This is a genomic window from Methylomonas sp. EFPC3, assembly GCF_029643245.1.
Classification (GTDB): domain Bacteria; phylum Pseudomonadota; class Gammaproteobacteria; order Methylococcales; family Methylomonadaceae; genus Methylomonas; species Methylomonas koyamae_B.
The window spans coordinates 514,931-538,118 of the sequence record NZ_CP116398.1 but is presented as its reverse complement, the minus strand read 5'-3'; the positions used below and the strand labels follow the sequence as shown (position 1 = coordinate 538,118).

20 protein-coding genes are annotated in these 23,188 nt (G+C 58.5%); 8 read left to right on the top strand and 12 right to left on the bottom strand.

The features are described 5' to 3' along the window. Nucleotides 1-81: 81 nt before the first annotated feature. The 3 genes from mrcB (at nucleotide 82) to PL263_RS02375 (ending at nucleotide 3,585) form a co-directional block, all read left to right on the top strand. Nucleotides 82-2,409: a penicillin-binding protein 1B gene (mrcB, locus tag PL263_RS02385; protein ID WP_278211529.1), complete on the top strand. Its 2,328-nt coding sequence runs from the start codon at nucleotides 82-84 to the stop codon at nucleotides 2,407-2,409. A gap of 1 nt (nucleotide 2,410) precedes the next feature. Further along, nucleotides 2,411-3,034, top strand: a complete 624-nt coding sequence (lolA, locus tag PL263_RS02380; RefSeq protein ID WP_278211528.1) for an outer membrane lipoprotein chaperone LolA — start codon at nucleotides 2,411-2,413, stop codon at nucleotides 3,032-3,034. 74 nt (nucleotides 3,035-3,108) lie between these two features. Then, entirely contained in the window at nucleotides 3,109-3,585 is a 477-nt protein-coding gene (locus PL263_RS02375) for a copper resistance protein NlpE (protein ID WP_278211527.1), read from the top strand. A 48-nt stretch (nucleotides 3,586-3,633) separates the two neighbouring features. Here the strand turns inward: PL263_RS02375 and PL263_RS02370 are convergent, their stop codons facing one another. The 6 genes from PL263_RS02370 to PL263_RS02345 all read right to left on the bottom strand — a co-directional run bounded on the left by PL263_RS02370 (nucleotide 3,634) and on the right by PL263_RS02345 (nucleotide 8,757). After that, on the bottom strand, nucleotides 3,634-4,521 hold the full coding sequence (locus PL263_RS02370; protein ID WP_278211526.1) for a GGDEF domain-containing protein: 888 nt from the start codon (nucleotides 4,519-4,521) through the stop codon (nucleotides 3,634-3,636). 153 nt (nucleotides 4,522-4,674) lie between these two features. Then, nucleotides 4,675-5,223 (bottom strand): putative Fe-S cluster assembly protein SufT, encoded by a 549-nt coding sequence (gene sufT / locus PL263_RS02365; protein ID WP_140912532.1) that lies wholly within the window; start codon nucleotides 5,221-5,223, stop codon nucleotides 4,675-4,677. Between the two features lie 8 nt (nucleotides 5,224-5,231). Beyond that, complete coding sequence (locus PL263_RS02360; protein WP_278211525.1) at nucleotides 5,232-5,960, bottom strand: SDR family NAD(P)-dependent oxidoreductase; 729 nt, start codon at nucleotides 5,958-5,960, stop codon at nucleotides 5,232-5,234. Further along, complete coding sequence (locus PL263_RS02355; protein WP_278211524.1) at nucleotides 5,951-6,622, bottom strand: HAD-IA family hydrolase; 672 nt, start codon at nucleotides 6,620-6,622, stop codon at nucleotides 5,951-5,953. The genes PL263_RS02360 and PL263_RS02355 overlap by 10 nt, the downstream gene beginning before the upstream one ends. Nucleotides 6,623-6,624: 2 nt before the next feature. Continuing rightward, on the bottom strand, nucleotides 6,625-7,332 hold the full coding sequence (ubiG, locus tag PL263_RS02350; protein WP_278211523.1) for a bifunctional 2-polyprenyl-6-hydroxyphenol methylase/3-demethylubiquinol 3-O-methyltransferase UbiG: 708 nt from the start codon (nucleotides 7,330-7,332) through the stop codon (nucleotides 6,625-6,627). Between the two features lie 114 nt (nucleotides 7,333-7,446). Continuing rightward, on the bottom strand, nucleotides 7,447-8,757 hold the full coding sequence (locus PL263_RS02345; RefSeq protein WP_278211522.1) for a TRZ/ATZ family hydrolase: 1,311 nt from the start codon (nucleotides 8,755-8,757) through the stop codon (nucleotides 7,447-7,449). A gap of 317 nt (nucleotides 8,758-9,074) precedes the next feature. Here PL263_RS02345 and mtnA point away from each other — a divergent pair, with 317 nt between their 5' ends. Both mtnA and cysZ read left to right on the top strand, forming a co-directional pair. Then, nucleotides 9,075-10,112, top strand: coding sequence for an S-methyl-5-thioribose-1-phosphate isomerase (gene mtnA / locus PL263_RS02340; protein ID WP_278211521.1), 1,038 nt, complete (start codon nucleotides 9,075-9,077; stop codon nucleotides 10,110-10,112). Beyond that, nucleotides 10,106-10,855 carry a sulfate transporter CysZ gene (gene cysZ / locus PL263_RS02335; RefSeq protein WP_278211520.1) on the top strand — a complete coding sequence of 250 codons (750 nt, stop codon included), beginning with the start codon at nucleotides 10,106-10,108 and terminating at the stop codon, nucleotides 10,853-10,855. The genes mtnA and cysZ overlap by 7 nt, the downstream gene beginning before the upstream one ends. A gap of 188 nt (nucleotides 10,856-11,043) precedes the next feature. Here the strand turns inward: cysZ and PL263_RS02330 are convergent, their stop codons facing one another. Continuing rightward, nucleotides 11,044-13,488 carry a TonB-dependent receptor gene (locus tag PL263_RS02330; protein ID WP_278211519.1) on the bottom strand — a complete coding sequence of 815 codons (2,445 nt, stop codon included), beginning with the start codon at nucleotides 13,486-13,488 and terminating at the stop codon, nucleotides 11,044-11,046. A 329-nt stretch (nucleotides 13,489-13,817) separates the two neighbouring features. Between PL263_RS02330 and PL263_RS02325 the strand changes: the two genes are divergently transcribed. Beyond that, a complete protein-coding gene (locus PL263_RS02325; protein ID WP_278211518.1) occupies nucleotides 13,818-14,027 on the top strand; it encodes a DUF1289 domain-containing protein in 210 nt (69 codons plus the stop codon). 22 nt (nucleotides 14,028-14,049) lie between these two features. On the opposite strand, the gene PL263_RS02320 is transcribed toward PL263_RS02325, so the two are convergent. From PL263_RS02320 to nhaD, 3 genes are read right to left on the bottom strand one after another with little or no spacing between them, the layout of a single operon-like run. Then, the gene (locus PL263_RS02320) at nucleotides 14,050-14,748 is read right to left on the bottom strand and encodes a response regulator (protein ID WP_278211517.1); all 699 of its coding nucleotides are present in this window, start codon (nucleotides 14,746-14,748) and stop codon (nucleotides 14,050-14,052) included. Continuing rightward, complete coding sequence (locus tag PL263_RS02315) at nucleotides 14,745-16,301, bottom strand: DUF4118 domain-containing protein (RefSeq protein ID WP_278211516.1); 1,557 nt, start codon at nucleotides 16,299-16,301, stop codon at nucleotides 14,745-14,747. The genes PL263_RS02320 and PL263_RS02315 overlap by 4 nt, the downstream gene beginning before the upstream one ends. A gap of 30 nt (nucleotides 16,302-16,331) precedes the next feature. Beyond that, nucleotides 16,332-17,777 (bottom strand): sodium:proton antiporter NhaD, encoded by a 1,446-nt coding sequence (gene nhaD / locus PL263_RS02310; protein ID WP_278211515.1) that lies wholly within the window; start codon nucleotides 17,775-17,777, stop codon nucleotides 16,332-16,334. A 260-nt stretch (nucleotides 17,778-18,037) separates the two neighbouring features. Between nhaD and PL263_RS02305 the strand changes: the two genes are divergently transcribed. After that, complete coding sequence (locus tag PL263_RS02305) at nucleotides 18,038-19,453, top strand: Nramp family divalent metal transporter (RefSeq protein ID WP_278211514.1); 1,416 nt, start codon at nucleotides 18,038-18,040, stop codon at nucleotides 19,451-19,453. A 12-nt stretch (nucleotides 19,454-19,465) separates the two neighbouring features. Here PL263_RS02305 and PL263_RS02300 read toward each other — a convergent pair whose 3' ends face one another. After that, entirely contained in the window at nucleotides 19,466-21,874 is a 2,409-nt protein-coding gene (locus PL263_RS02300) for a TonB-dependent receptor (protein ID WP_278211513.1), read from the bottom strand. Between the two features lie 255 nt (nucleotides 21,875-22,129). Here PL263_RS02300 and PL263_RS02295 point away from each other — a divergent pair, with 255 nt between their 5' ends. After that, complete coding sequence (locus tag PL263_RS02295; RefSeq protein ID WP_278211512.1) at nucleotides 22,130-22,990, top strand: hypothetical protein; 861 nt, start codon at nucleotides 22,130-22,132, stop codon at nucleotides 22,988-22,990. 8 nt (nucleotides 22,991-22,998) lie between these two features. Here PL263_RS02295 and PL263_RS02290 read toward each other — a convergent pair whose 3' ends face one another. Next, nucleotides 22,999-23,187 carry a hypothetical protein gene (locus PL263_RS02290; RefSeq protein WP_278211511.1) on the bottom strand — a complete coding sequence of 63 codons (189 nt, stop codon included), beginning with the start codon at nucleotides 23,185-23,187 and terminating at the stop codon, nucleotides 22,999-23,001. Between the last annotated feature and the right edge of the window lies 1 nt (nucleotide 23,188).

Here is a 23,188-nt window from a genome sequence, read left to right as displayed (position 1 = left end):
CATCGCAGCACAAAACGCCGCGACCGCCTCACCCTTTATCCGCGCTGCCAATCGCCGTAGCGCAAACCGCAAACCGACCTGATGGCCAGAACACCCAGACCCCGCAGATCAGCCGTTCGACGCAGAAAAACCAAATCCCAGGCATCCTGGTTGTTACGCTTACTGGTTCCGCTGGCTCTGATCGGCGGTTTCGTGTTGGCGGTTTACGTCGGCTATCTGGATTTCACCGTGCGCCAGCAATTCGAAGGCAAGCGCTGGTCGATTCCGGCCCGGGTATATGCCAGTCCGGTCGAGCTGTATGCCGGATACGAAATTTCCGCCAAGAACTTCGAAGACTTACTGCTGGAATTGCATTACCGGCAGGATCCGCAACTGGCCGGCGAAGGCTCATACAGCACCAAGGGCAGCGTCGTTAACGTCCGCACCCGCGCCTTCAATTTCGGCGACACGGTGCAGGAGAGCCGCAAAATCAGCGTCGCCTTCTCCGGCGCGGCAATCAGTGGTTTGACCGACGCCGGCAACGGCGAAAACCTGGCGATCGTGCGGATGGACCCGGTACAAATCGGCAGCTTTTACCCAACCCGCAAGGAAGACCGGATTCTGATCAAACTGGACGAAGCGCCGCCAACCCTGGTGCAAGGCCTGCTGTCGACCGAAGACCGCGATTTTTACAGCCATTTCGGCCTGTCGCCGAAAAGTATCGCCCGTGCCATGTGGTCCAATCTGAAGGCCGGCGGCATGGTCCAGGGCGGCAGTACCATCACTCAGCAGTTGGTGAAAAACTTCTTCCTGACGCCGAAACGCACCTTGCGCCGCAAACTCAAGGAAGCGTTGATGTCGTTCATTCTGGAATACCGCTACAGCAAGGACGAGATTCTGGAAGCCTATCTGAACGAGATCTTCCTGGGCCAGGACGGCGCCAGCGCCGTCCACGGCTTCGGTCTGGCCAGCGAATTCTACTTCGGCCAGTCGCTGAAAACATTGTCGCTGCACCAAGTGGCGACGCTGGTCGCCTTGGTGCGCGGTCCGTCGGAATACGATCCGCGCCGCAAGCCGGAACATACTCTGGAGCGGCGTAATTTGGTCTTGGATTCGATGCTGAACGAAGGCTACATTACCGAGCAACAGACCGTGGAAGCCAAGAAACAACCGCTCGGCGTCGCTGCGGTAATCCACCGGTCCGCCAACCGTTATCCGGATTTTATCGATCTGGTCAAACGCCAGTTGAAGCAGGAATACAAGGAGGAAGATCTGACCTCCGAAGGCTTGCGTATCGTCACGACGCTGGACACCCGGATCCAGGACATTCTGGAACGCTCGATGGCCAGCAAGCTCAAGCAATTGGAGAAGAGTCCGAAAAGCAACGAGCTGGAGAGCGCTGCCATCGTCACCCGTCGCGACAGCGGCGAGATCGTCGCGCTGAGCGGCGGCCGCAATAGCGAATCCACCGGCTTCAATCGCGCGCTGGACGCGGTCAGGCCGATCGGCTCGCTGATCAAACCCGTGGTCTATCTGACGGCGCTGGAATATCCGGAGCGTTACACCATCGCCACACCGGTCAGCGACACCCAGATCAGCATCGAAGCCGAGCGCGGCAAGTCCTGGTCGCCGGACAATTACGACAACCGCGAGCACGGCATCGTCCCGCTGCACACCGCCCTGACCCATTCCTACAACATGGCCACGGTGCGGATCGGTATGGACATTGGCTTGGCCAAAGTCGCCAACACCTTGAAAAACATGGGTGTCAGCCGGCCGGTGGATTTGTACCCGTCCTTTCTGTTGGGCGCGCAACCGCTGACACCACTGGAAGTAACCCAACTTTACCAAACCCTGGCCGGCGACGGCTTCGCCACGCCGTTGCGCTCGATCCGGGCCGTGAACGCGGCGGACGGCAAAGCCCTGCAAAGTTACCCGTTGACGGTGCGACAGGCGGTAGACCCGGCAGCCACCTTCATCACCAACACCATTCTGCAGGAAGTGATGTACGCCGGCACCGGCCACTCTGCGTATAATTACCTGCCGAAGGAAATGGCGCTGGTCGGTAAAACCGGGACCACCAACCAATTGCGCGATAGCTGGTTCGCCGGTTTCAGCGGCGACTTTCTGTCGGTGGTCTGGATCGGCCGCGACGACAACAAACCGTCCGGCCTGACCGGCGGTAGCGGCGCGCTACAGATCTGGGCGGAAACCATGCGGCAGGTTTCGAAAAAGCCGGTCAGTCTGGTACCGCCGGATAATGTCCAAATGACTTGGATCGATCCGGAGAGCGGCCTGCTCAGCAGCGAGAGCTGCCCCGGCGCGAAATTGCTGCCGTTCGTCGAGGGCTCGGCGCCGACCCAGTTCGCCGAATGCGGCGCCAATGCTGAATCCGGCGAAAGCTGGCTCAATAACCTGAACCCTTTTTAATATGCTACGTCACTTAAGCTCCGCACTGGTTTTATCGATCGCAGCCGTCACCAACGTTTATGCCGACGAGGCGCCGATCAACCGCTTGAAAAGTTTTCTGGCGGCCAGCGCGTCGCTGGCGGCCGATTTCAAGCAGGTCAGCTTCGATAAAAGCGGCCGACCGGCCCAATCCAGCAGCGGCAAATTTTATTTGAGCCGGCCGGGTAAATTCCGCTGGAACTACCAAAAACCGTTCGAGCAGGAAATCGTGTCCAACAACGGCAAAGTCTGGTTTTACGATGCCGACCTGGAACAGGTCACCGTCAAGCAACTGGACGACTCGCTCGGCTCCACGCCGGCACTGCTGTTGACCGGCCAGGTCGATATCGAGGAAAAATTCGTCCTGCAGGAACAGGGCCAGGACGAAGGCATGAACTGGGTCAAGCTATCGCCGAAAAACGAGGAAAGCGGCTTCAAATACATCCTGATCGGCATGAACGGCAACCAGCTCGGCGGCATGGAACTGAGCGATAATTTCGGCCAACTGACCCGGATCTATTTTTCCAATATTCAGCTCAACCAAAAGCTGGACGACAGTTTGTTTAATTTCAAGCCGCCCAAAGGTGCGGACGTGTTCGAAAATTAAGTGCGGCCGCTCCGGTCCGCCGGAACCATGGTCACCAATAACAACAAGACCTGCCATTGTATCGAGGAATCCACATGCAAAAATTCAAACCGCAACTGAGTCTATTTTTGTTGGCCGCAACCTTCGCGGTACAACAGCCGGCGTGGGCGGAACCGGAAGCCGAAGGCCACGATCCGGCCCACGCCCACCATACCGCGAAAGAACATCACTGGCTGGGCGTCTATAACGGATTTCTGCCCTGCGCCGATTGCGCCGGTGTCAAAACCCAATTGGGCTTGAACAAAAACGGCAGTTATATTTTGATGACCACGTTCTCCGGCAGATCGGAGCGCGAGTTTGTCGAGAAAGGCAAATTTACTTGGGACGAAAAAAAAGATACGGTGACCCTGATGCCGAAGAAAGAAGGCGCGATCGGTAACCGGTATTTGATCGGCAACAACATTCTGACGCAGTTGGACAGCGCCGGTAACCTCTACACCGGCAAGCTAGCCGAACGTTACGTATTGCGCCGTAACGAGATCACCGAAAAAGAACCCTCTCACGCTCACTAAGCGGCGACAACCGATGCGGCCAATATTTGCCGCATCGGCAACCTCCGGCTAGAAACCGGCTTCGACCCGGTTGCGGCCAAGTTTTTTAGCTTGATACATCGCCGCATCGGCCCGTTTCAACAAGCTATCGACGGTATCGTCGCCTTGCAATGTGGCAACCCCCAGGCTGGCGGTCAAATTCAACACATCCATGCCGTAAGCCAGCGTATGTGACTCGATATCGGCCCGAATCCGTTCACCTATTATCAGGGCGCCGTCGATGTCGGTATCGCTGAGTAGAATCACAAACTCCTCGCCGCCGTAGCGATAGACTGCGTCGCTGCCGCGCACGCTGTCTTTCAACCAACCGGCCACCGAGGCCAAGGCCAAATCGCCGCATTCGTGACCGTATTGGTCGTTAATCGATTTGAAATGATCGACATCGACGAAGATCATCGATAAATGGCTGCCGCTACGATGCGCCCGTTTGATTTCGCGCATCAGGCTGTCGTTAAACGCGGTGCGGTTGTTGGCTTTGGTCAACGGGTCGGTGAACGCCATTTTCAGCGCTTGCTGAAACAGCGTGGCATTGCGCAACGGATAAATCAGACAGCACAGCAGACTTTCCAGCATTTTCAGCTCGTCCTTGCTGAAACGTTGGCTCCGGGTCAACTTCAACTCGCCCAACTGCTGTTCCTCGACTTTCAAAGCGTAAGAACAGGAATGGCGAGCCAGCACGCCGCGTTTGTATTCCAGGTCGAAATCGGTATTGGTATATTCGACGCCGTTATGCGGTATGGTGTTTTGGATTTTGTTGCAGAAGATCGCGATCAGCTCGTCGAACTCCAAAGTGGTCTGCAACGCGCTACTGATATCGTAGTGATGCAGATTTACGGCGGTCGACGCAGCGAAGGTTTTGTTGCTGACTATGGCTAATTCGGCGGCTTTTTCTTTCATGACGCTTCCTCGAGTCTGGAATCAATGCTCAAGAAGGAAAAGCCAACTCCGTGCCAATTTTATTTAAAAAATAAGAAACAAACACTTAAACTAAAAACAACCCACCGCACCAACCTGAAGCGGCAATTTTCCGCCGCCAGGAAGGACGGCAGTTTAAAACAGGCCCAATTGTACCTGCGCCACTTCCGACATCATCTCGCGCGACCAGGGCGGGTCCAAAACCACTTCCACTTGCACCGAACTGACGCCCGGTAAAGCGCGGATCGACTTTTCCACATCACTCTGAATTACCGGCCCCATGCCGCAGCCGGGCGCGGTCAGCGTCATCCGAATATGCACATCGTTACCGCCCTCGGCATTGCCGGTGACGTCGCAACCGTAAACCAGGCCCAAATCGACGATATTGACCGGAATTTCCGGGTCGTAGACCGTTTTCATCACTTCCCAGCAATTCTGCTCCACCGCCTGGCGGTCGGTTTCCGATACCAGGGTTTGCAGATGCTGAGATTCCTTACCCAGCGCATCGGCATCGCTGCCGGCAATCCGGACCATGTGGCCGTAGTCGGTCACGACCGTGTAATTGCTGCCGAGAGATTGGTGAATCGTCACTTCCTGGCCCTTTTGCAAGGTACCGTGATTGCCGTCCGGGATTGTGACGATATTGACATCCCGGGTTAGAAAAACAACTTCTCTGTCTGCCATAGCGATACTTAAGGTTTGAAAGTCTGCGCGTCAATAATTTGACCGGTAACGCCGATGCTGGCGTCGCCGAATAAATAAAGGTAAAGCGGTTCCAAACTGGACATCGGCGGAATAGCGGCCTTGTCTTCCGCCGGATAGGCGCGTTTTCGCAACGGCGAATCGATCGGGCCGGGGCACAAGGTATTGACCCGAATCTTCTGGCCGGCTTCCAGTTCGGCGGCCAGAATCGCGGCAAAGCCTTCCAGCGCAATTTTGGAGACGCCGTAGGCACCGGAATAGGCCTGCGCCTTGCGTGCGCCGGAATCGCTGGTAAAGACGATGGCGGCATGCCGGCTGAGTTGTAACAACGGCAACAATACCCGGCACAGAATGAACGGCGCGTTGAGGTTGACGTTCAGCGCATGGCCCCAATCCTTGGTCTTGTAATTGACGATCGGACTGAAGGCGCTGAATTCCACCGCCGAATGCAGCAAGCCTTGCAAACTGCCGTAACGCTGTTCGATCGCATCGGCCATTTCCTGGTACTGGGCCTCGCTGGCACCGGCCAGATCGAACGGGTACATCACCGGTTCCGGCCCACCGGCCTCGACGATCGCATCGTAGACCCGCTCCAGCTTCGGAATATTCTTGTCCAGCAGAATGATTTGAGCGCCGTGCTTCGCCAACGCTAAGGCTGCTGTCGCGCCCAAGCCGCCGCCGGCGCCGGTGATTAAAATGACTTGGTCTGTTAACGGCATATCTGCGCCTGTATCCATTCCATCAGTTGTTGCGGCCGCTCGATCAAGCCGTCTGCGCCCCAGGATTCGGGGACGTCGTCGGCTTTCAGATAACCGTAGACGGCGGCCAGGGTTTTCATATTCGCGCGCTTACCGGCGGTAATGTCGTGGGCGGCATCGCCCAGGTAAACGCAATTTTCCGGCGCGACTCCAGCCTCGCGGCAGGCGGCAAACATCGGCTCCGGATCGGGCTTGCTGCTCGGTGTCGAATCGCCGCTGATCACGCAGGCTGCGCGTTGGCGCAACCCCAATGCCGTTAACAACGGTTCGGTGAAGCGGGTTTTCTTGTTGGTCACCACACCCCACTTCAAACCCTCGGCCTCGATTGCCTGGAGACTGTCTGCCACCCCATCGAACAACCGACTGTAATCGGCAACGTTATCTTCGTATTGGTTCAACATGAATTCCAGCATCCGCTCCGCTTCGGCCTGATCCACCTCGACGCAATGCCGAATCATGGCCAAGGCCCCGTGGGAAATCAGCGGCCGCACCGCAGCCGGAGCCGTTTCCGGAAAACCATGGGCGGACAATGTCCGGTTCAAACAGGCGATCAGATCCGGTGCGGTATCCACCAAAGTGCCGTCCAGATCGAACAGCACGCAATCGAGCTTGAATCCAGTCATGTTCAATCGGCGCGTTTGAAAGCGGCGATGTAATTCACCGAAACATCCTTACCCAGATAAAACGCCTTGCTGAACGGGTTGTATTCGATACCGACCATGCCCTGCAACTCCAAACCGGCAGCGCGGGCCATCCGCCCCAGCTCCGACGGCTTGATGAAGGTTTTGTAATCGTGGGTACCCTTCGGCACCATTTTCAAAAGATGTTCCGCGGCAACGATCGCCAACAACCAGGCTTTCGGGTCGCGGTTCAAGGTCGAAAAAAACACGGTACCGCCGGGTTTGACCAAGGTGGCGCAAGCCGCAACGACCGAGGCCGGATCGGGGACGTGCTCCAGCATTTCCATGCAGGTGACGTGATCGAAACCGGCCGGTTGCTCTTCGGCCAGCTGCTCGGCGCTGATTTTGCGGTAGGTCGCCGCGACACCCGACTCCAAACCGTGCAGATCGGCGACGTCCAGCAAATCCTGGCTCAAATCGATACCCAGAGCGTTGGCGCCCAGCCGGGCCAGACCTTCGGTGAGGATGCCGCCGCCGCAGCCGACGTCGACCACCTGCTTACCGCTGATATCGGCGTATTCGCCAACAAACTGCAACCGTAACGGGTTAACCTGATGCAAAGTCTTGAATTCGCCTTCGCTATCCCACCACCGCTCGGCCAAAGAGCCGAACTTGTGTATCTCGTGCGGATGAACGTTATCTGCTGTCGCCATAATGCCAAACCTTTTCTGTGTGCCTATAGTTTACTGTATTACTAGGTTATTAGTCATGAGCTTTGCGTGCCGACGGCAACGCCTTGCCGCCCCTCATAACAGGAAACCGGGGAATTAACTGCTTAAACGCTGCTGCCAAACCGCAACCCGCTCGTTGAGCGCCGCCAGATCCATCGTGGTCAATTGCCGGTTTTTCAAGAGTTGTCGGCCGGCGACCCAGACATCGCTGATCTGGCGGCGGTCGGCGGCATAGACGATCTGCGCCAATGGATTGAACAAGGGCTGGGTTTCCAGTTCGCTCAAGTCGATTGCCGCGACGTCGGCCTGCTTACCCACGCTGAGCGAACCGATTTCCGCCTCCAAACCCAAGGCTTTGGCACCGTTCAGGGTAGCCATCCGCAAGGCCGTTTCCGCCGAAACCGCCCCGGCGTCTCCGGCCACCGCCTTGGCCAGTAATGCCGCCGTGCGCATTTCCGAGATCATGTCCAGATCGTTATTGCTGGCGGCACCGTCGGTGCCCAGTGCGACGTTGATCCCCGCCGCCAAGCAGTCCGCAACCGGGCAGAAACCGCTGGCGAGTTTCAGATTGGATTCCGGGCAGTGCACGATGTGGGCCCCGGTTTCGGCATACGCTGCCATGTCGGCGGCCGTCAACTGCGTCATATGCACCCCAATGAACGACGGATTCAGCAAACCCAGTTGTTGCAGGCGTTGTATCGGCGTTTGCCCGGTCTTTTGTTTTTGTTCTTCGACCTCGTGCGCCGTTTCGTGCAAATGCATATGCACCGTCAGATTCATTTCGTCGGCATACGTCAGCACGCTGCGTAACGGCGCATCGGACACGGTATACGGCGCATGCGGCGCAAACGACAGACTGAGCAGGTTTTCGTGGCGCAGCTTCTCGTGCAGAGCCAGGCCCTTGGTCAGATAGGCGTCGGCGCTTTCGGCCCACACGGTCGGAAAATCGAACACGATCAAGCCGATATTGGCGCGGATACCGTGTTGCACGGCCTGTTGCGCGGCAATTTCGGGAAAGAAATACATGTCATTGAAGCAAGTGGTGCCGCAGCGCAGCATTTCCGCAATCGCCAAATCGACGCCGTCGCGAACGAAGGCCTCGCTGACCCATTTCTGTTCCGCCGGCCAAATGTGGTTTTGCAGCCAATCCATCAACTGCAAATCGTCGGCAATACCGCGCAACAACGACATTGCCGCGTGGGTATGGCAGTTGACCAAGCCCGGAATCAAGGCATGGCGGTCCAGAATTTCCAACTTGCGCGGCTGGTATTTCTCCCCAATTTCGGCAGAGGGTAACAGGTCGACGATCTTGCCGTCGTTGATCACCAGGCTGGAGTGCTCGAAGATTTGACCCGCGGGTTCGACCGGAATTATCCAGCGCGCCTGAATCACGAGATCGACCTGCATATAAGCCTCCGGGTATGAAATATGGGCGATTATAACCGTTAAGCCGCCCCAGTCCGATAACTTAGCTAACCTTCCCCGCCCGATTATCGAAGACGCAGCGGAAAAATCCCCCGGGGTCAGCTTGTGGCATGCCGATCAAGACGGGTCCGTTAGTAGGCGCATCGGCAAGCTCTCACGCCTGGAAACTACCCGCCACGCTCAGAACCAGCTTAAAATTAAGTCACGGCGGTCCGTAGTCTCTAAAGCAAGAAAAGCCCGGCACCCACGACTTTTGCCCTGGACGGCCCGCAGCCCAATAACCTCATCAACCGAACAACATGAGCCAAACATCGCAATTATCGGTCCAAGCCCTGCAATGGACCGGACACAGCCTGAAAGTACTGGACCAGCGCGTCCTGCCGCAAACCATCGCTTACGACGAATACCGCGACGCCGCCGGCGTCGCTACAGCCATCGCCTCGATGCGGGTGCGCGGCGCGCCGGCGATCGGCATTGCCGCCGCCTACGGCGTGGTGTTGTCGGCCATGCGCCATTACCCGCAAGCCGATTGGCAAGCCGCAGTCGGCCGCGACATCGAACAATTGGCCGCGTCGCGGCCCACCGCCGTCAATCTGTTCTGGGCGCTGGACCGGATGCGCGGCTTGATCGCGAATAATCCGGCCGATCCGGTCGCCGCGCTGACCGAGCTGGCACAAACCATCCACGCCGACGATTATGCTGCCAACCAAGCCATGGGCGAGCGCGGCGCGGACCTGATCGGTACCGCAAAAGCGGTGTTGACCCATTGCAATGCCGGCGCCTTGGCGACCGGCGGTTACGGCACCGCCTTGGGCGTGATCCGCAGCCTGCACCGCCGCGGCGGCTTGCAACAAGTCTACGCCGGCGAAACCCGGCCCTGGTTGCAAGGCGCGCGGCTGACGGTGTGGGAATTGGCGCAGGACGGCATCCCCGCCACGCTGATCGCCGATTCGGCGGCGGCCTGGCTGATGAAATCCGGCAAGATAGACTGGATCGTGGTGGGCGCCGACCGCATCGCCGCCAACGGCGACGTCGCCAACAAGATCGGCACCTATTCGCTGGCGGTGCTGGCCAAGCAACACGGCGTCAAAGTCATGGTCGCCGCGCCCTCTTCCACTTTCGATTTCAACCTGGAAAACGGCGCCGGCATCGAAATCGAACAACGCGATCCGCGGGAATTGCTGGCCGATTGCTATTTGCACGAAGGCTCATTGGTCAGCGCCTGGAACCCGGTGTTCGACGTCACGCCGGCCGAATTGATCGACGCGATCGTCACCGAGCGCGGCACCGTCGTCGACCCCGGCAAACACGGCGTCAGGAGTTTGCAACCATGTTGAAGTTGAATTTCAAAAGCGGCAATAGTCCGCTGTTTGCGGTGCAATGCCTGTGGGAAGGCGTGCGCATGCTGATCCGCCCGGAGTTGCGCAATTACCTGCTGATTCCATTGTTCATTAACATGGTGCTGTACACCGGCGGTTTCGTGCTGGGTTACCACATGGTGTCGGCCTTGATCCACCAGTTCATCCCGGACTGGTTGTCCTGGCTGAACTGGATTCTGTGGCCGCTGTTTTTCGTCAGCTTTCTGGTGGTCGGATTTTTCAGCTTTGCTCTGTTAGCCAACCTGATCGCCGCGCCGTATTACAGTCGGCTGTCCGCCAAGACCCTGGCGCTGATCAGCGGCCAGCCGCTACCGGCGGCGGAACTGGCCTGGGTCAAGGTGTTTTTCGGCGAACTGCACCGGATCGGTTATCTGCTATTGCGGGTGCTGCCGCTACTGCTGTTGTTCGCGGTGCCGGTCGTGAACTTATTGGCCCCGCTGTTATGGGCCGGGTTCGCCGCCTGGGGCATGGCCTTGGAATTTATGGCCTACCCGTTGGAACAGCGCGGTCTGGCGTTTGCCGGGCAAAAACAGTTTTTACAGCAGGTACGCTGGGGCGCGCTGAGTTTCGGCGGCCTGACCAGCCTGGGCTTGACGCTGCCGCTGCTGAATCTGGTCATCGGCCAAGCCGCAGTGATCGGCGCGACGATTTACATCTACCGGCTTTCGGCCCCAGATACCGAGTCCGCCGCCACATCCTGAGCCCCGCGCAATACCGTTGCGTCGACTTTGCGCTAGGGATCGCCGAGACGAAGCGAACCCGGGTGACAAGGACGCCTACAGCATTCGCCGTCCATAGCAACAGGCCCCCGGCGCTCCCTGCCGGGGTGACGCCCGGCTATCAACCAACGCCATAATTCCCGCCAGCCCAGCCGGAGGCCGCCGCTCCATCAATACTTGATCGTGACGCCGACGAAAGCCGAGCGGCCCATACCCGGCACGTTTCGGCCCCAAGGCACCGTGACGTTGGGGGCCGCGGTCGGATTCATGCCGTAGCGGTCGCCGAGATAGGAGCCGGCCAAGGGATGGAAATATTGTTTATCCAGCACGTTGTCCAAGCCGACGTCCAGCCTGAAATTGCCCCATTCGTAGCCGGTTCTGGCGTTGAGCAGGATGTAGGACGGGGTCTGAACTTCGTTACGGATTTGCTGGACATGGGATTTGCCGTCGACGAACTGCATTTCCAGCGCGCTCTGCCAACTGCTCAAGCGGTGGTCCAGACTCAATTTCATATTGAACGGCATCATGTGGTACAGGTTGCCGCCGTCCATCCGCTCGCCGCGGACATAACTCATCGTGGTATGGGCCGCAAATTCGCCGAGCGTTTGGTCTTTGTACAAGCGGGTGCGAGCCGACACGTCCATACCCCATAGCCGCGCATCGTGGTTGGCGTATTGCAAATAGACGTACTGATTGTCCACCGTCAAGTTATTGATGGTAGGCCCGCCCGTGTATGACGTTGCCGCGCTGCGGCAGCCGTTGGCGTCCCGAGCCGGATTGGTATTGACCAGACAGCGATCCGCATCGATGAAGTTATTGACGTACGTAAAATACGGCGTGACGTTGACTTCCCACAAATTGTTTTGCGGCTCGTGAAATGCGGCGGTCAAACTGACGGTATGGGCGGTTTCCTCAGTCAAATCCATATTGCCGACATAGCCATTACCATCGCCGAACCAGCCTATCATCGCCATATCCATTTTCCGCGCGCCCCAGACGTAACGCTCGTACAAATTCGGGGTGCGGTTCTTGCGGGCATAACCCAATTCGTACTGACTGATGTCGTTGGGCGTGAACTGCACCAGAGCCGTCACGTCGAAAGTGTCGTTGGTCCGCCCTTTATCGCGAGCATTGAAGGCGTTGGCCGCCGTCAAGGCTAATTTCGCGCCTGCCGGATCGGGATTGTTCGCCAAATTGCCATTGGTCCCCAGCAAATTCGGGTTGTAGGGGCTGACGTTACCCGTATCGGTGCTGGTGTGTTCGTAGCGCAAACCCAGCAAGCTTTTCCATTGTTGGTTCCAGCGCGCTTCCCATTCGCCGAAAAAGGCAATCCGCTCCTTTTCGGCATTGTTTAAATTGATGTAATTCTGCGGCGCCATCATCCAGTATGCGGGATTCGGCGTGGGGTTGGCTGGTCCAGGATCGTTATGCACCGCCGGCCAGTAATCGTTCAGCTTGTTGGCGTGGTATTCGTTGCCGATTCTGAAGGTATCGCGCTTGCCGTAGGGGATTTCCGCCAAAATCTTGTAGCCCAGATTGCGGCCACGGGTTTCCATCGGCATCCTGTCGTTCGGAAAAGCAAAACCGCCGCCCGACACCGTACCGTCGAGATAGCGGTTGTGCTTGTCGTCGCCGATGTCCATGCTGTGCTGGGTCGACTCGAAGTAGAACTTACTTTCCAGCGTGCCCCAATCGAAACTGCCCTTGTGCATGATGTTGCCGAAGATACTGTCGTTGTTGGTCAGGTCCATACGCTGGTTCGGAAACAACTGGTAGGGCATGTGCTGCTGGCCGCCTCTGACCACGACCAGATGGTTGTCGGATTTGAACGACAACGCCGCGGAGTGGTTTTGGTTGACGTAAGCCGTGGAGTTGACGATCTGGCCGTTGCCGTCGTTGTAATTCATGCTTTCGGTATGCGAACCGGTGTAGTCCAGCCGGACGTTCTGAGTAGCGACGCCGGCCGCGATACTGCCGCCGAAGGCGTCGCCGTTGCTGCGGTAAAACGACGACACCGAACCGTCCAGCAAAATATCCTTGCCCGGCTCGGCAAACACCGGTTCCGGGGTTTGTACCGAAATGGTGCCGCCGATGCTGTCGCCGCCCAAGCTCACCGGCGTCACCCCAGTCAGAATCGTGATCTTGCCGATATTGCTGCGGTCGATATACGACAACGGCGGATTCATGTGGTTGGCGCAGGCGGAAGTCAAGATCATGCCGTTGATGTCGATTTTGACCCGGTCGTCGTTCAGGCCGTGGATCACCGGCAAACTGGAGACGCCGCCGGCGCCGTACAAACTGACGCCGGGCGTATCCTCCAATAATTTGGCGGTGTCGCTGACCGCCGCCCGCTTGCTTTCCAGAATATCGGCTTCCATTTCCGATGCGCCCAGGTTTTTAACGCTGGGGAACTTGTCGGTGACGATCACTTTTTCCAGGACCACCTCGGTTTCGGTTCCGGCCGGTTCCGGCGCGGTCTCGGCAGCCAACGCCGAAGCGACGAAACAGAGCGATACCGTGCCGAGCCATTTATCGCAGCGCAGCCGGTTGCCGGAGGAAGTTGCCGTAGAAACGTTCGGCAAATGGGCCGGTAGATTTGAATTGAAATTGTTCATTGCTTGCCTTTCGAAAGTCTGAAATCGGGGCGAACGCCAGGGTTCGGCCAGAATTAAGTCAAGCAACAAGCGCACCAAATTGCAAGGCTTTGTAATATTATAAATTTCTAATTTTATGTTTTATGAATTCTCTGAAACTATGTTATATGCCACATGCAAAATAAGTGATATGCCGCAATCCGCGCCGCAGCTTTTCGCGGTATCTCCGCCTTGTCCATACAATCGCGCCGGCTGCAATTCAATCCGCCCCGACGCCGGCTTTGCCGGAAACGGCGGCACAGACTTACAATAGCCCGCCTTCAATCACCTAACTTTTCGGAAAACACGATATGAAATACAGCCCTTGCGTCGACCAATGCACCAGTGACGGTACTCATTGCTCAGGCTGCGGCCGCTCGCACCAGGAAATCGCCGAAACCAAGCAATTGGTCAAAACGGTGGTCGACTTCATCCAGAAACAGGGTTACGACAACCCGGAAGAGTTTGTCGACCGCATCAGCAAAAGCATTCTGAAAAAGCTGCAAAAAGCCAACGGCTGAGAAGTTTCAAGCGCAGCCAGTTTCAGCCGCCGTCGGCGGCCAGCCGGTAGCCGACGCCGACTTCGGTCAACAGATAACGCGGCCGGGCCGGATTCACCTCCAGCTTGTGCCGCAACTGGCCCATGTAGATGCGCAGATAGTGCTGGTCGTGAATATGCTCGGCCCCCCAAACTTCGCCGAGCAATTGCCGATGGGTCACGACCAGGCCGGCATGACGCACCAGGATGCCGAGCAGGCGAAACTCGATCGGCGTAATCCGCACTTCGTTACCGGCGATGAACACTTTGCGCCGCGCCAGATCGATTTTTAATTGCCCGGTTTCGAAAGTCTCGCTAGCCGCGATACTGCGCGCCACCCGGCGCAACAAGGCCTGCAAACGGGCATGCAATTCGCCGCTGCCGAACGGTTTGGTCAGATAATCGTCGGCGCCGGCATCCAGCGCCATGATCTTGTTCTGCTCCTGGCTACGGGCCGACAACACCAGCACCGGCAGATCGGACAGTTGCCGCAAGCGCCGGGCCACGGCGATCCCATCCATGTCCGGCAAGCCCAAGTCCAGGATCACGCAATCGGGCTGCTCGCTTTTCAACAGCGCCAGCCCGGCCTTGGCGCAATCGGCTTCGGCGATGCGCCAGCCGCGGTTGGCCAGGCTGGTTTTCAAAAAGCGCCGGGTCTGGCTGTCGTCTTCTATCAGTAAAATCAACGGTGCCGCATCGTTCATCCGCCACTCTCTCCGGTCTCGCCCCAATCCAGCGCCGGCGGCTCGCGCAACGGCAAATCGATAATGAACGCCGCGCCCTTACCGGCCAGATTCGTCGCCCGAATCCGGCCGCCGTGGGCGGCAATGATGGTACGGCACAATGCCAGTCCCAAGCCGACGCCGCCGTGTTCGGTCTCACCGCTCAGCCGGTAGAATTTGTCGAAGATTTTCTGCTGCATGCCGTCCGGAATCCCGGCGCCGTAATCGGTAACGGTCAATTGCAAACCGTCTGCCGCCAGTTCCGCGCCAATATCGATCGGGCTGCCCGGCGGCGTGTATTTGATAGCGTTCTCGATCAGATTGGCCAGCACTTGCTCGAACAAGACGGCATCGACCCACAACAACGGCAGGCTGTCCGGAATTTGGGTACGCACCGGCCGCTCCCGCAACGCTTTATCGAGCCGGGTCAACGCGCTGCCGACGATTTCCTCCAGCGCGTTCCATTCGCAATGCAGCGTAATTTCGCCGCTGCTGAGCCGGGCCATGTCCAGAATCTTGCTGGTCAATTCGGCCATCCGTTGCGCTTCGTCGAATACCGCCCGGTAAAACTCCTGGCGCTCGGCCGCCGATAAGCGGTCGGCATTGTCGATCAATGCGCCGGCCGCACCGCTGATCCGGGTCAACGGCGTGCGCAAGTCGTGGGAGATCGCGCTGAGCAAGGCGTTTCGTAACGCTTCGGCCTGCACCTGCAGGCCGGCTTCGCGGGCGCGTTCGGCCAGATACAAGCGCTCCAGCGCCTGGCCGACCAGATTGCGGAAGGTTTCGAACAAAGCCAGTGCCTCCGGATGCGCCAAGCGCGACGAAGGCTCCGCTCTGACCAACAACACGCCGAATACGGTCTGCGATCCGGCCAACGGATAATAGGCTGCCCCCTGATTGTGGCGAGTCGAGTTCGCCGCGAACGCCTGCCGGGCGGCTTCGGCATCGAAACCCGGCCCAACTGCGGCAATCGACACCGGCAGGCGCCGGTTCTCGTCGGCCGGCACGATGAGGGCTTCGGCGCCGAATTCGTCGCGTATCCGCTCGGCAGCCAACGCCGCAATCGCCTCGCGGCTCTGCGCATCGGACAAGGCCCGGCTTAAGCGGTACAAGGCGTTGGCCCGGTTTTCCCGTTGCCGGGCAATTTCGGCTTGACTGCGAGCCCGATCCAATAAATTGCTGGTCAGACTGGCAACGACGATCATGATGGCCAAACCGACGATGTTTTCCAGATCGGAAATCGCAAACGAGAAAATCGGCGGCGCGAAATAATAGGCAAACACCGGCGGGCTCAGCAGCGAGGCGGTCAGCGACGCGCCGCGGCCGTAGCGGCTGGCGACCAGGAACACGCCGAGCATATAGCTCATCAGAATGCTGGCCGGCTCCAATATGCTCCGCAACGGCCAAGCCGCCAACGTGCAGATAAACGGCGCGGCGATCCCGCAAACGTAGCCGGTGTAGCGCTCGCGCCGGGTCCTGGCCGGCAGGCGCGCCTCCGGTCCGGCATTGCCCTGCCGCCGCCTGCTACCGAACATCGCCCTCACCCTTCCCGCCGGACATCCGCGTCAAAAGGAATGGGCGTTGACCAGAAAATGCACGCCGATACTGGCGAAATAACCGAGCAGGATCACCGGACACCATTTCATGTGGTTGCTGAAGGTATATTGTCCCTTGGCCTGGCCCAACAAGCCAATCCCCGGCGCCGAACCGATCGCCAACAAGCTGCCGCCGACGCCCAGGGTCAAAGTCAACAGCAGCCATTGACCTTGGGTGATGTCGGGATGCATGGTCAGAATCGCGAACATCAGCGTGCCGTTATCGACGAAGGCCGAGCACAGGCCGATCGCGATGTTGGCCAAAGTCGGGCTGAGTTGGCCGTAAAGCAGGTGCGAGACGGCGTCGAGATAACCGATATAACCCAGGCCGCCGATGCCCATCATCGCGCCGTAAAAAAACAACAGCGTGTCCCATTCCAGCCGGCCGACTTTGTCGAAAATATCGAAACGCGTCGATTGGGTGGCGGCGGCCTGGTAATCGCCGCCGCCGAAAAACAGCGAGAACTCCGACTGGCTCAACGGTTTGGCCTTTTCGGTTTGGTGCAGGTAATAGTAAAAAAACTGCAATAACGCCAAGCCCGCCATCATGCCGGCCGCGGCCGGCAAATGCAGCTCCATATCGAACACCACGGCCAACGCAATCGTCACCCCAAACAAAAACAGCAAGCGCTTGGCGCCGCGCGGCAGCGCCACATCCGCCATTTCGATGCTGGGAACTTCCTGCGGCAGCGCAAAATGCATCGCCAGCGCCGGGACCAGGAAATTCACCAGGCAGGGTAAGAACAACTTGAAAAATTCGGTAAAACCGAGGATGCCGTGCTGCCAGACGAACAAGGTCGAAATCCCGCCCAAAGGACTGAACGAACCGCCGGCATTGGTTGCGATTACGATATTGATACACGCTAAGGACACGAAGCGCGGGTTGTTTTTACCGACCGCGACCGCGACCGCCCCCATCAGCAGGCCGGCCGTCAGGCCGTTGACCACGCAAGACAGCAAGAACACCAAGAATCCGGTCATCCAGAACAGTTGCCGATAACTCAAATGCTGACTGACCAGCCAGACTTGCAAGGCGTCGAACAGGCGCATGTCCTCCATCGCGTTCAGATAGGTCATCGATACCATGATGAACAGCAACAACTCGATGTAAGTCTGCAAATTGCTGCGAAACGCGGCGACTGCCAGTTCATCCAGCCCCTGTTCCCGGTAGGCCAGCACGATAACGAACCAGATTAACGCCGCCGCCAACAGCATGGGTTTGGATTTGCGCAATTCGGTCACTTCTTCCAGCATCGCCGCGACATACGCCGCCACCATGACCAAAAGCGAAATGTAACCGGCCCAATGGCCGGTCAAATCCAAAGGTTTCAGGCTTTCCGGGGCCACCCCGGCATCGGCGGTAGCCAGCGTCGGCAGCGCCAGGGCTGCCAGTCCCAGCAAGCCCGATATCATCATCCGCACAAATTTCTCCTTACCCTGATTCGCAAGTGCTCCGCAGAAATGGAACGCTCCGCCAAGCTCGGCGCCATCGCCTTAATGTTTCCATTGGCCGGCCGCCACAACGACCGGGCTGCGAGCACTTTCATGGCCCGGAATTCTAAGCAGCCGGACGTAAAAAAGGCGTAAAGAGCGGTCAGGACAATTAGCGAGGATTTGCCAAATCCCGGCAAATTTGCGGAAATGAGCGGTTTTAGCCCGAAACTATCGTTAGTCCGATGAAAAATAAAGCTCTCGCCGACCTGCCCCGTCACAACGTCCCCAACTTCCCCGGCTGGTGGGCCGCATTGGGGCCCGGCGTGGTGTGGATGGCGCTGGCCCAGGGCAGCGGCGAACTGATCTGGTGGCCGTATATGGTCGCCAAGTACGGTTTGACCTTTCTCTGGTTGTTGGCACCGGCCTGTTTGCTGCAATACCCGTTGAACTTGGAAATCGGCCGCTACACATTACTGACCGGGGAAAGCATTTTTCACGGCTTCATCCGCTTGAACCGCAGCTTCGGCGTGTTTTTATGGCTGCTGATGACAGTATCGTTTCTGTGGTTCGGCGCGTTCGCCTCGGCCGGCGGCACGGCGATGGCCGAATTGACCCATTGGCCGGAGGGCTGGAGCCAGCGCGGCCAAAGCCTGTTCTGGGGCTACGCCTCGATTGCGGTGTTCGTCACGGCGATTCTGGCCAGCGGCGTGGTCTATACCTTGATCGAGCGTTTCATGAAGCTGGTGGCCGTCGTCACCGTGGTCGGCCTGCTATCGGCCTGTCTACAAGCCGACGTACTGAGGGCGCTTCCGGAATTTGCCCAAGGCCTGTTTGGTCCGGTCAGCGACATGCCCCGGCCCTGGGATAACCATGACGCCAGCAAACTGCTGACCGCCATCACCTTCGCCGGCCTCGGCGGCTTCTGGATCTTGTTTTACTCGTACTGGCTGCGCGACAAAGGCGCCGGCATGGCCGGTCTGGTCGGCCGCATCACCGGCCTGGGCGGCGCCGAGGAAGCGGTGCTCAGCGACGGCTTTCTGCCGGCAGACGCCGCACAAAGCGCGCAAAACTGGCAATCCTGGCGCCGATTCTTGAGCGCGGACATCCTGGTCGGCATCGTCGGCAATTTATTGACCACCTTGATGACCTGCCTGCTGGCCTATGCGCTGCTGTTTCCGAAAGGCTTGCTGCCGCAGGAATACGAACTGGCCGTCGTGCAAAGCCAGTTCTTTGCCGTGAGTTGGGGCGAAATCGGCCGGCTGCTGTTTCTGGTGGTGGCCGCGGCATTTTTGACCGATACCTGGCTGGCTACCGCCGACGCGGTCAGCCGGATTCAAGCCGATATCGTGTTGACGCTGTTTCCGCAGGCGCAACGCTGGCCGGCCCGGCGCTGGTATTACCTGTTTCTGGCGCTACTGACCTTGATTACCTCGTTTACGATGCAGCTTGATGCGCCGGGGCCGTTGATCCTGACCAGCGCCCTGATCGGCTTCGCCGGCACCATCCTGTTTCCGGCGGCCTTATATCTTTTGAATTACCGCTTACTACCGCCTCATTTGCCGGAGTGGGCCAAGCCCAAGGGCCGGCCCTGGCTGCTGGGATTGAGCTTTGCCGTGTATCTGCTGCTGGCGCTGCTGTATCTGCGCGCCAGCCTGTAACGGCCCACCGCGTTAAAACTCGTATTTCAACGAGCCCATTACATTGATCGGCGCGCCGGGGATTACGCCGAGATTGCTGCCGGCCGAGTTGGCGTAGTATTCCTTGTCCAGCAGGTTGTTGATATTCAATTGCGCGGTCAGCCGCTGCTGACCGATTTTTTGGGTGTAAGCCGCCATCCCATCCAAGCGGACGTAACCGGGCAGCAGATAGCTGTTATCGGAATCTCCCGGCCGCGGCCCGACCGCGACCGCGCCCAGGCCGGCTTTGAAGGCCTGGTTAAACTGCCAGGTGCCCCACAGGCTGCCTTGGTGGCGCGGCACGTTCTCCAGCCTGTGGCCTTGCAGGCCCTCGAAATCCTGGGTGTAATTGACCTGGGTATAAGCGTAGGTCGCCAGCAAATGCAGTTGGTCCGTGACTTGCCCGGCCAAATCCAACTCGATACCCCGACTCCGGATCTGCCCGGCCAATATCCGAAAATTGGGGTCGGCCTGGTTCGGATCGTCGGTCAGCATATTGCTTTTGGTCAGATAGAAAAACGCCAACGTCGACGAAAATCGCTGATCCGCCGATTCGGTTTTAATCCCCAATTCGTATTGCTTGCCGCGCTGCGGATCGAATTTCTCGCCGCTGGCACTGACGCCGTTGTTGGCGCTGAACGATTCGCTGAAACTGCCGTACAGCGACAGCCAATCCTGCGCCCGATACAACAACCCGGCTCGCGGGCTGAAGGCGTCGTCGTTGGCCGGGCTGCGCCCCAATTCCGCCGCTTGCAACGAGACCGGCGAAAAATTCGCACCGGTGGTCACGCTGTCGTAGCGCCCACCCAGCAGAATATGCAAGCGTTCGAACAAGGTGATCTGGTCCTGCAGATAGGCGCCGACCCAGGACTCCCGCCGGTAAAAGAAGGCGTTATCGGCGGTCAGGGCATCGAAGTCGACTTGGCCGTAGACCGGCGTGTAAATGTCGATCGGCGCGGTCGGTGCTTGGGCGTCATGGGCGCTGGTCAAGGCATGGAAGCCGTCGAACCCGACCAGCAGATTATGTTTGCTGCCGAAGATTTCGAACTTGCCGTTCAGGTCGATATTGCCGGAGTGGGTGATGACGTCCTGCACCCCTTTCGACGCCATCCGGTCCAGCGTGCGCAAGTCGTCGCGCAGCCCAATGTAGTTGTACAACGTCGGCCCGCTCAAGCTCCAGTCCTTGAACAAATAACGCTGGGTTATTTTCCAGTCGTCGTTGAAATGGTAGGTCCAGTCCACTGCAACCGAGGTGCTTTCCAGGGTTTGGCGGTGGAAGCCGTCCTTCAGGCTCCGGCTGAGCGGAATCCGCGCCGGCCGGCCGTTGATCGCCGGGATACCGTCATCGGCATTGAATTGGTCGTGTTTGTATTCCAGATCGACGTTGGTTTCGAAGCGGGCGTTCGGCCGCCAGGTCAAGCTGGGGGCGACGAAAAAACGCTGGTTACCGACGAAATCGCGAAACGATTGCTGGTCGGTATACGACCCGTTCAGCCGATACAGCAAGGTCTTGCCGGCATCGAGCGGCCCGGTGGCGTCCAGCAAGGTGCGATATTGGTCGAAGGAACCGAACTGCTGCTGCAACGAGTAATACGCGGTATCCAGCGGTTTTTTAGTCACGTAATTGACCAAACCGCCGGGCTCAATCCGGCCGTACAACATCGCCGCCGGCCCCTTCAGAATCTCGATTTGTTCGATGTTGGCGATATCGTAAATGTCCTGGCGGTTGAACAAACCGTTGCGGTAAGCGTCGCCGAAATCGGACCCGGCCAAGCCGCGGATCACGAAATTGTCGTACAGGTAACCGCCGCCGGTGCGGCCCAACACGCCGCTGACGTGGCCGTTGACGGCATCCGGCAAGGTCATGGTCTGTTTGTCGGCCAACACCGCTTTCGGCACGATTTGGATCGAGATCGGCGTTTCCATCACCGGGGTATCGGTTTTGGTGGCCGTGGTGGCGTTGGGCCGGTTGTAATCCGGATTGTCCGGCGCATTCCAGGCATAGACCGGCTTGCCGACCACCGTCATCGCCGGCATCAGCTCCGGGCTGGTTTTGTTGTGCAGCTCCGGCGGCTTGGGCTGAATCGTCACGGTACCGTCGCCGGTGGTTTGCGCCCGCAACGGCGAATCGGCCAACAGCATATTCAGCGCTTCGGCGTCGGTATACTCGCCCTGCACTGCCCGACTACGCAGATGCTCGGCGATGTCGGTGCCGTAAATCAACGGTTGCCGGCTCTGTTTGCCGAACTGCAACAACGCCTGGTTCAGCGCTTGGGCCGGAATGTCGTAATAATGCTTGGCGCCGACGTTTTCCGCCTGAGCCGCCGGGGCCAATGCCAGGGCCGTCGACGCGACTAGCGCACGGCAGATAAAAATCGAACGGCGATGCGTTGCGTGGGACATGAACACTCCTGATTTCGTCTCGGTTACGGGGCCGCACTGCGGCTGCTAAGGGTAAAGACGGAATTGGCGGAAGAATCCACATCGCTGCGGCCTCAATGACTGGGCCAATTACTGCTGCGAGAGGAAAACCCGCCCAAGCCTCGGGCCGGAAAAAGTCTTCATATTGTCACGGCGGCTGCGGCATAATCGATCTAGCGCGCGTCGTGGCGGGCCGCGCTACCGACTTACTCCATAATAACGATGAGGAGCGCGCCCATGTCCAGATCGAACCTGCTTGCCGTGATGTGCCTGACGCTTTGTGCCGCCTTAGCCCACGCCGACTGCGTGGACCCTAAAGACACTTACGATGCCTACAACGAGGTCGCCGACGCCGCCCAAGACCGGCCGTCGGAATTTTACGTGCTGTCCTATTCCTGGGCGCCGCGCTATTGCGCCGAGAAAGGCGACAAACGCCGCCCCGGCCAAAAAGATTATCTGCAATGCGGCAGCAACGCCCGTTTCGGCTACATCCTGCACGGACTGTGGCCGCAAGGCACCCTGGCCAAACCAAACGACTACCCGCGGGCCTGCGCCGGCGACCAGCCCAAAATCGACCGCGCACTGATGGCGAAATATTTCTGCATGACGCCCAGCGCCTGGCTGTTGCAACACGAATACGAAAACCACGGTACCTGCATGATCGACCGGAATCTGCGTACGCCGCAGGCCTATTTCGATAAAGCGCTGGCATTGCACAGCGCGCTGCATCTGCCTGACCAGCAAATCACCAACGAAGCCAAGGGCAAAGCCTGGTTCGTGCAAAACAATCCGCAACTGCCCGAAGACAGCGTCTACTTCGACCGCAAAGCCAAGGAATGGCGGGTCTGTTACGACCGCGATTTCGCCCCGTTCGCCTGCCCCCGCCCCGGCGGCCAAGGCGGCGGCGACTCGGACGGCAACAACGGCAACCCCGACGCCTGCCCGGTCAAAGGCAATATCTCCGGCAAGAACCGCAAATACTACTTCGTCCCCAGCCACCCGAGCTACGCCGGCGTAGTCATCGACTTCAGCAGAGGCGAGCGCTGTTTCGATACGGTCAAGCAGGCAATGGCGGCGGGCTGGAAAAAAGCGCCTTGATTTTTTAGTTATTTGCAGGCGATTTTCAGCGTTTCCGGCGATTTGATTTCGTCGGAAACGTCAGCGCTTGATGTTGCCTTGGCTGATTTCGGCTTTGCGGCGGAAGGAGTGAATTCGGCCAGTTGCGGACGCCCCTCTAGTTTATGATCGTCCGGTAACTTGCTTTTAGCAGATATAGGGCGGGCAAATTTGCCCACC

Coding starts and splice junctions, on each gene's coding strand:
- mrcB (WP_278211529.1), top strand. CDS start 82: ATGGCCAGAACACCCAGACCCCGCAGATCAGCCGTTCGACGCAGAAAA.
- lolA (WP_278211528.1), top strand. CDS start 2,411: ATGCTACGTCACTTAAGCTCCGCACTGGTTTTATCGATCGCAGCCGTC.
- PL263_RS02375 (WP_278211527.1), top strand. CDS start 3,109: ATGCAAAAATTCAAACCGCAACTGAGTCTATTTTTGTTGGCCGCAACC.
- PL263_RS02370 (WP_278211526.1), bottom strand. CDS start 4,521: ATGAAAGAAAAAGCCGCCGAATTAGCCATAGTCAGCAACAAAACCTTC.
- sufT (WP_140912532.1), bottom strand. CDS start 5,223: ATGGCAGACAGAGAAGTTGTTTTTCTAACCCGGGATGTCAATATCGTC.
- PL263_RS02360 (WP_278211525.1), bottom strand. CDS start 5,960: ATGCCGTTAACAGACCAAGTCATTTTAATCACCGGCGCCGGCGGCGGC.
- PL263_RS02355 (WP_278211524.1), bottom strand. CDS start 6,622: ATGACTGGATTCAAGCTCGATTGCGTGCTGTTCGATCTGGACGGCACT.
- ubiG (WP_278211523.1), bottom strand. CDS start 7,332: ATGGCGACAGCAGATAACGTTCATCCGCACGAGATACACAAGTTCGGC.
- PL263_RS02345 (WP_278211522.1), bottom strand. CDS start 8,757: ATGCAGGTCGATCTCGTGATTCAGGCGCGCTGGATAATTCCGGTCGAA.
- mtnA (WP_278211521.1), top strand. CDS start 9,075: ATGAGCCAAACATCGCAATTATCGGTCCAAGCCCTGCAATGGACCGGA.
- cysZ (WP_278211520.1), top strand. CDS start 10,106: ATGTTGAAGTTGAATTTCAAAAGCGGCAATAGTCCGCTGTTTGCGGTG.
- PL263_RS02330 (WP_278211519.1), bottom strand. CDS start 13,488: ATGAACAATTTCAATTCAAATCTACCGGCCCATTTGCCGAACGTTTCT.
- PL263_RS02325 (WP_278211518.1), top strand. CDS start 13,818: ATGAAATACAGCCCTTGCGTCGACCAATGCACCAGTGACGGTACTCAT.
- PL263_RS02320 (WP_278211517.1), bottom strand. CDS start 14,748: ATGAACGATGCGGCACCGTTGATTTTACTGATAGAAGACGACAGCCAG.
- PL263_RS02315 (WP_278211516.1), bottom strand. CDS start 16,301: ATGTTCGGTAGCAGGCGGCGGCAGGGCAATGCCGGACCGGAGGCGCGC.
- nhaD (WP_278211515.1), bottom strand. CDS start 17,777: ATGATGATATCGGGCTTGCTGGGACTGGCAGCCCTGGCGCTGCCGACG.
- PL263_RS02305 (WP_278211514.1), top strand. CDS start 18,038: ATGAAAAATAAAGCTCTCGCCGACCTGCCCCGTCACAACGTCCCCAAC.
- PL263_RS02300 (WP_278211513.1), bottom strand. CDS start 21,874: ATGTCCCACGCAACGCATCGCCGTTCGATTTTTATCTGCCGTGCGCTA.
- PL263_RS02295 (WP_278211512.1), top strand. CDS start 22,130: ATGTCCAGATCGAACCTGCTTGCCGTGATGTGCCTGACGCTTTGTGCC.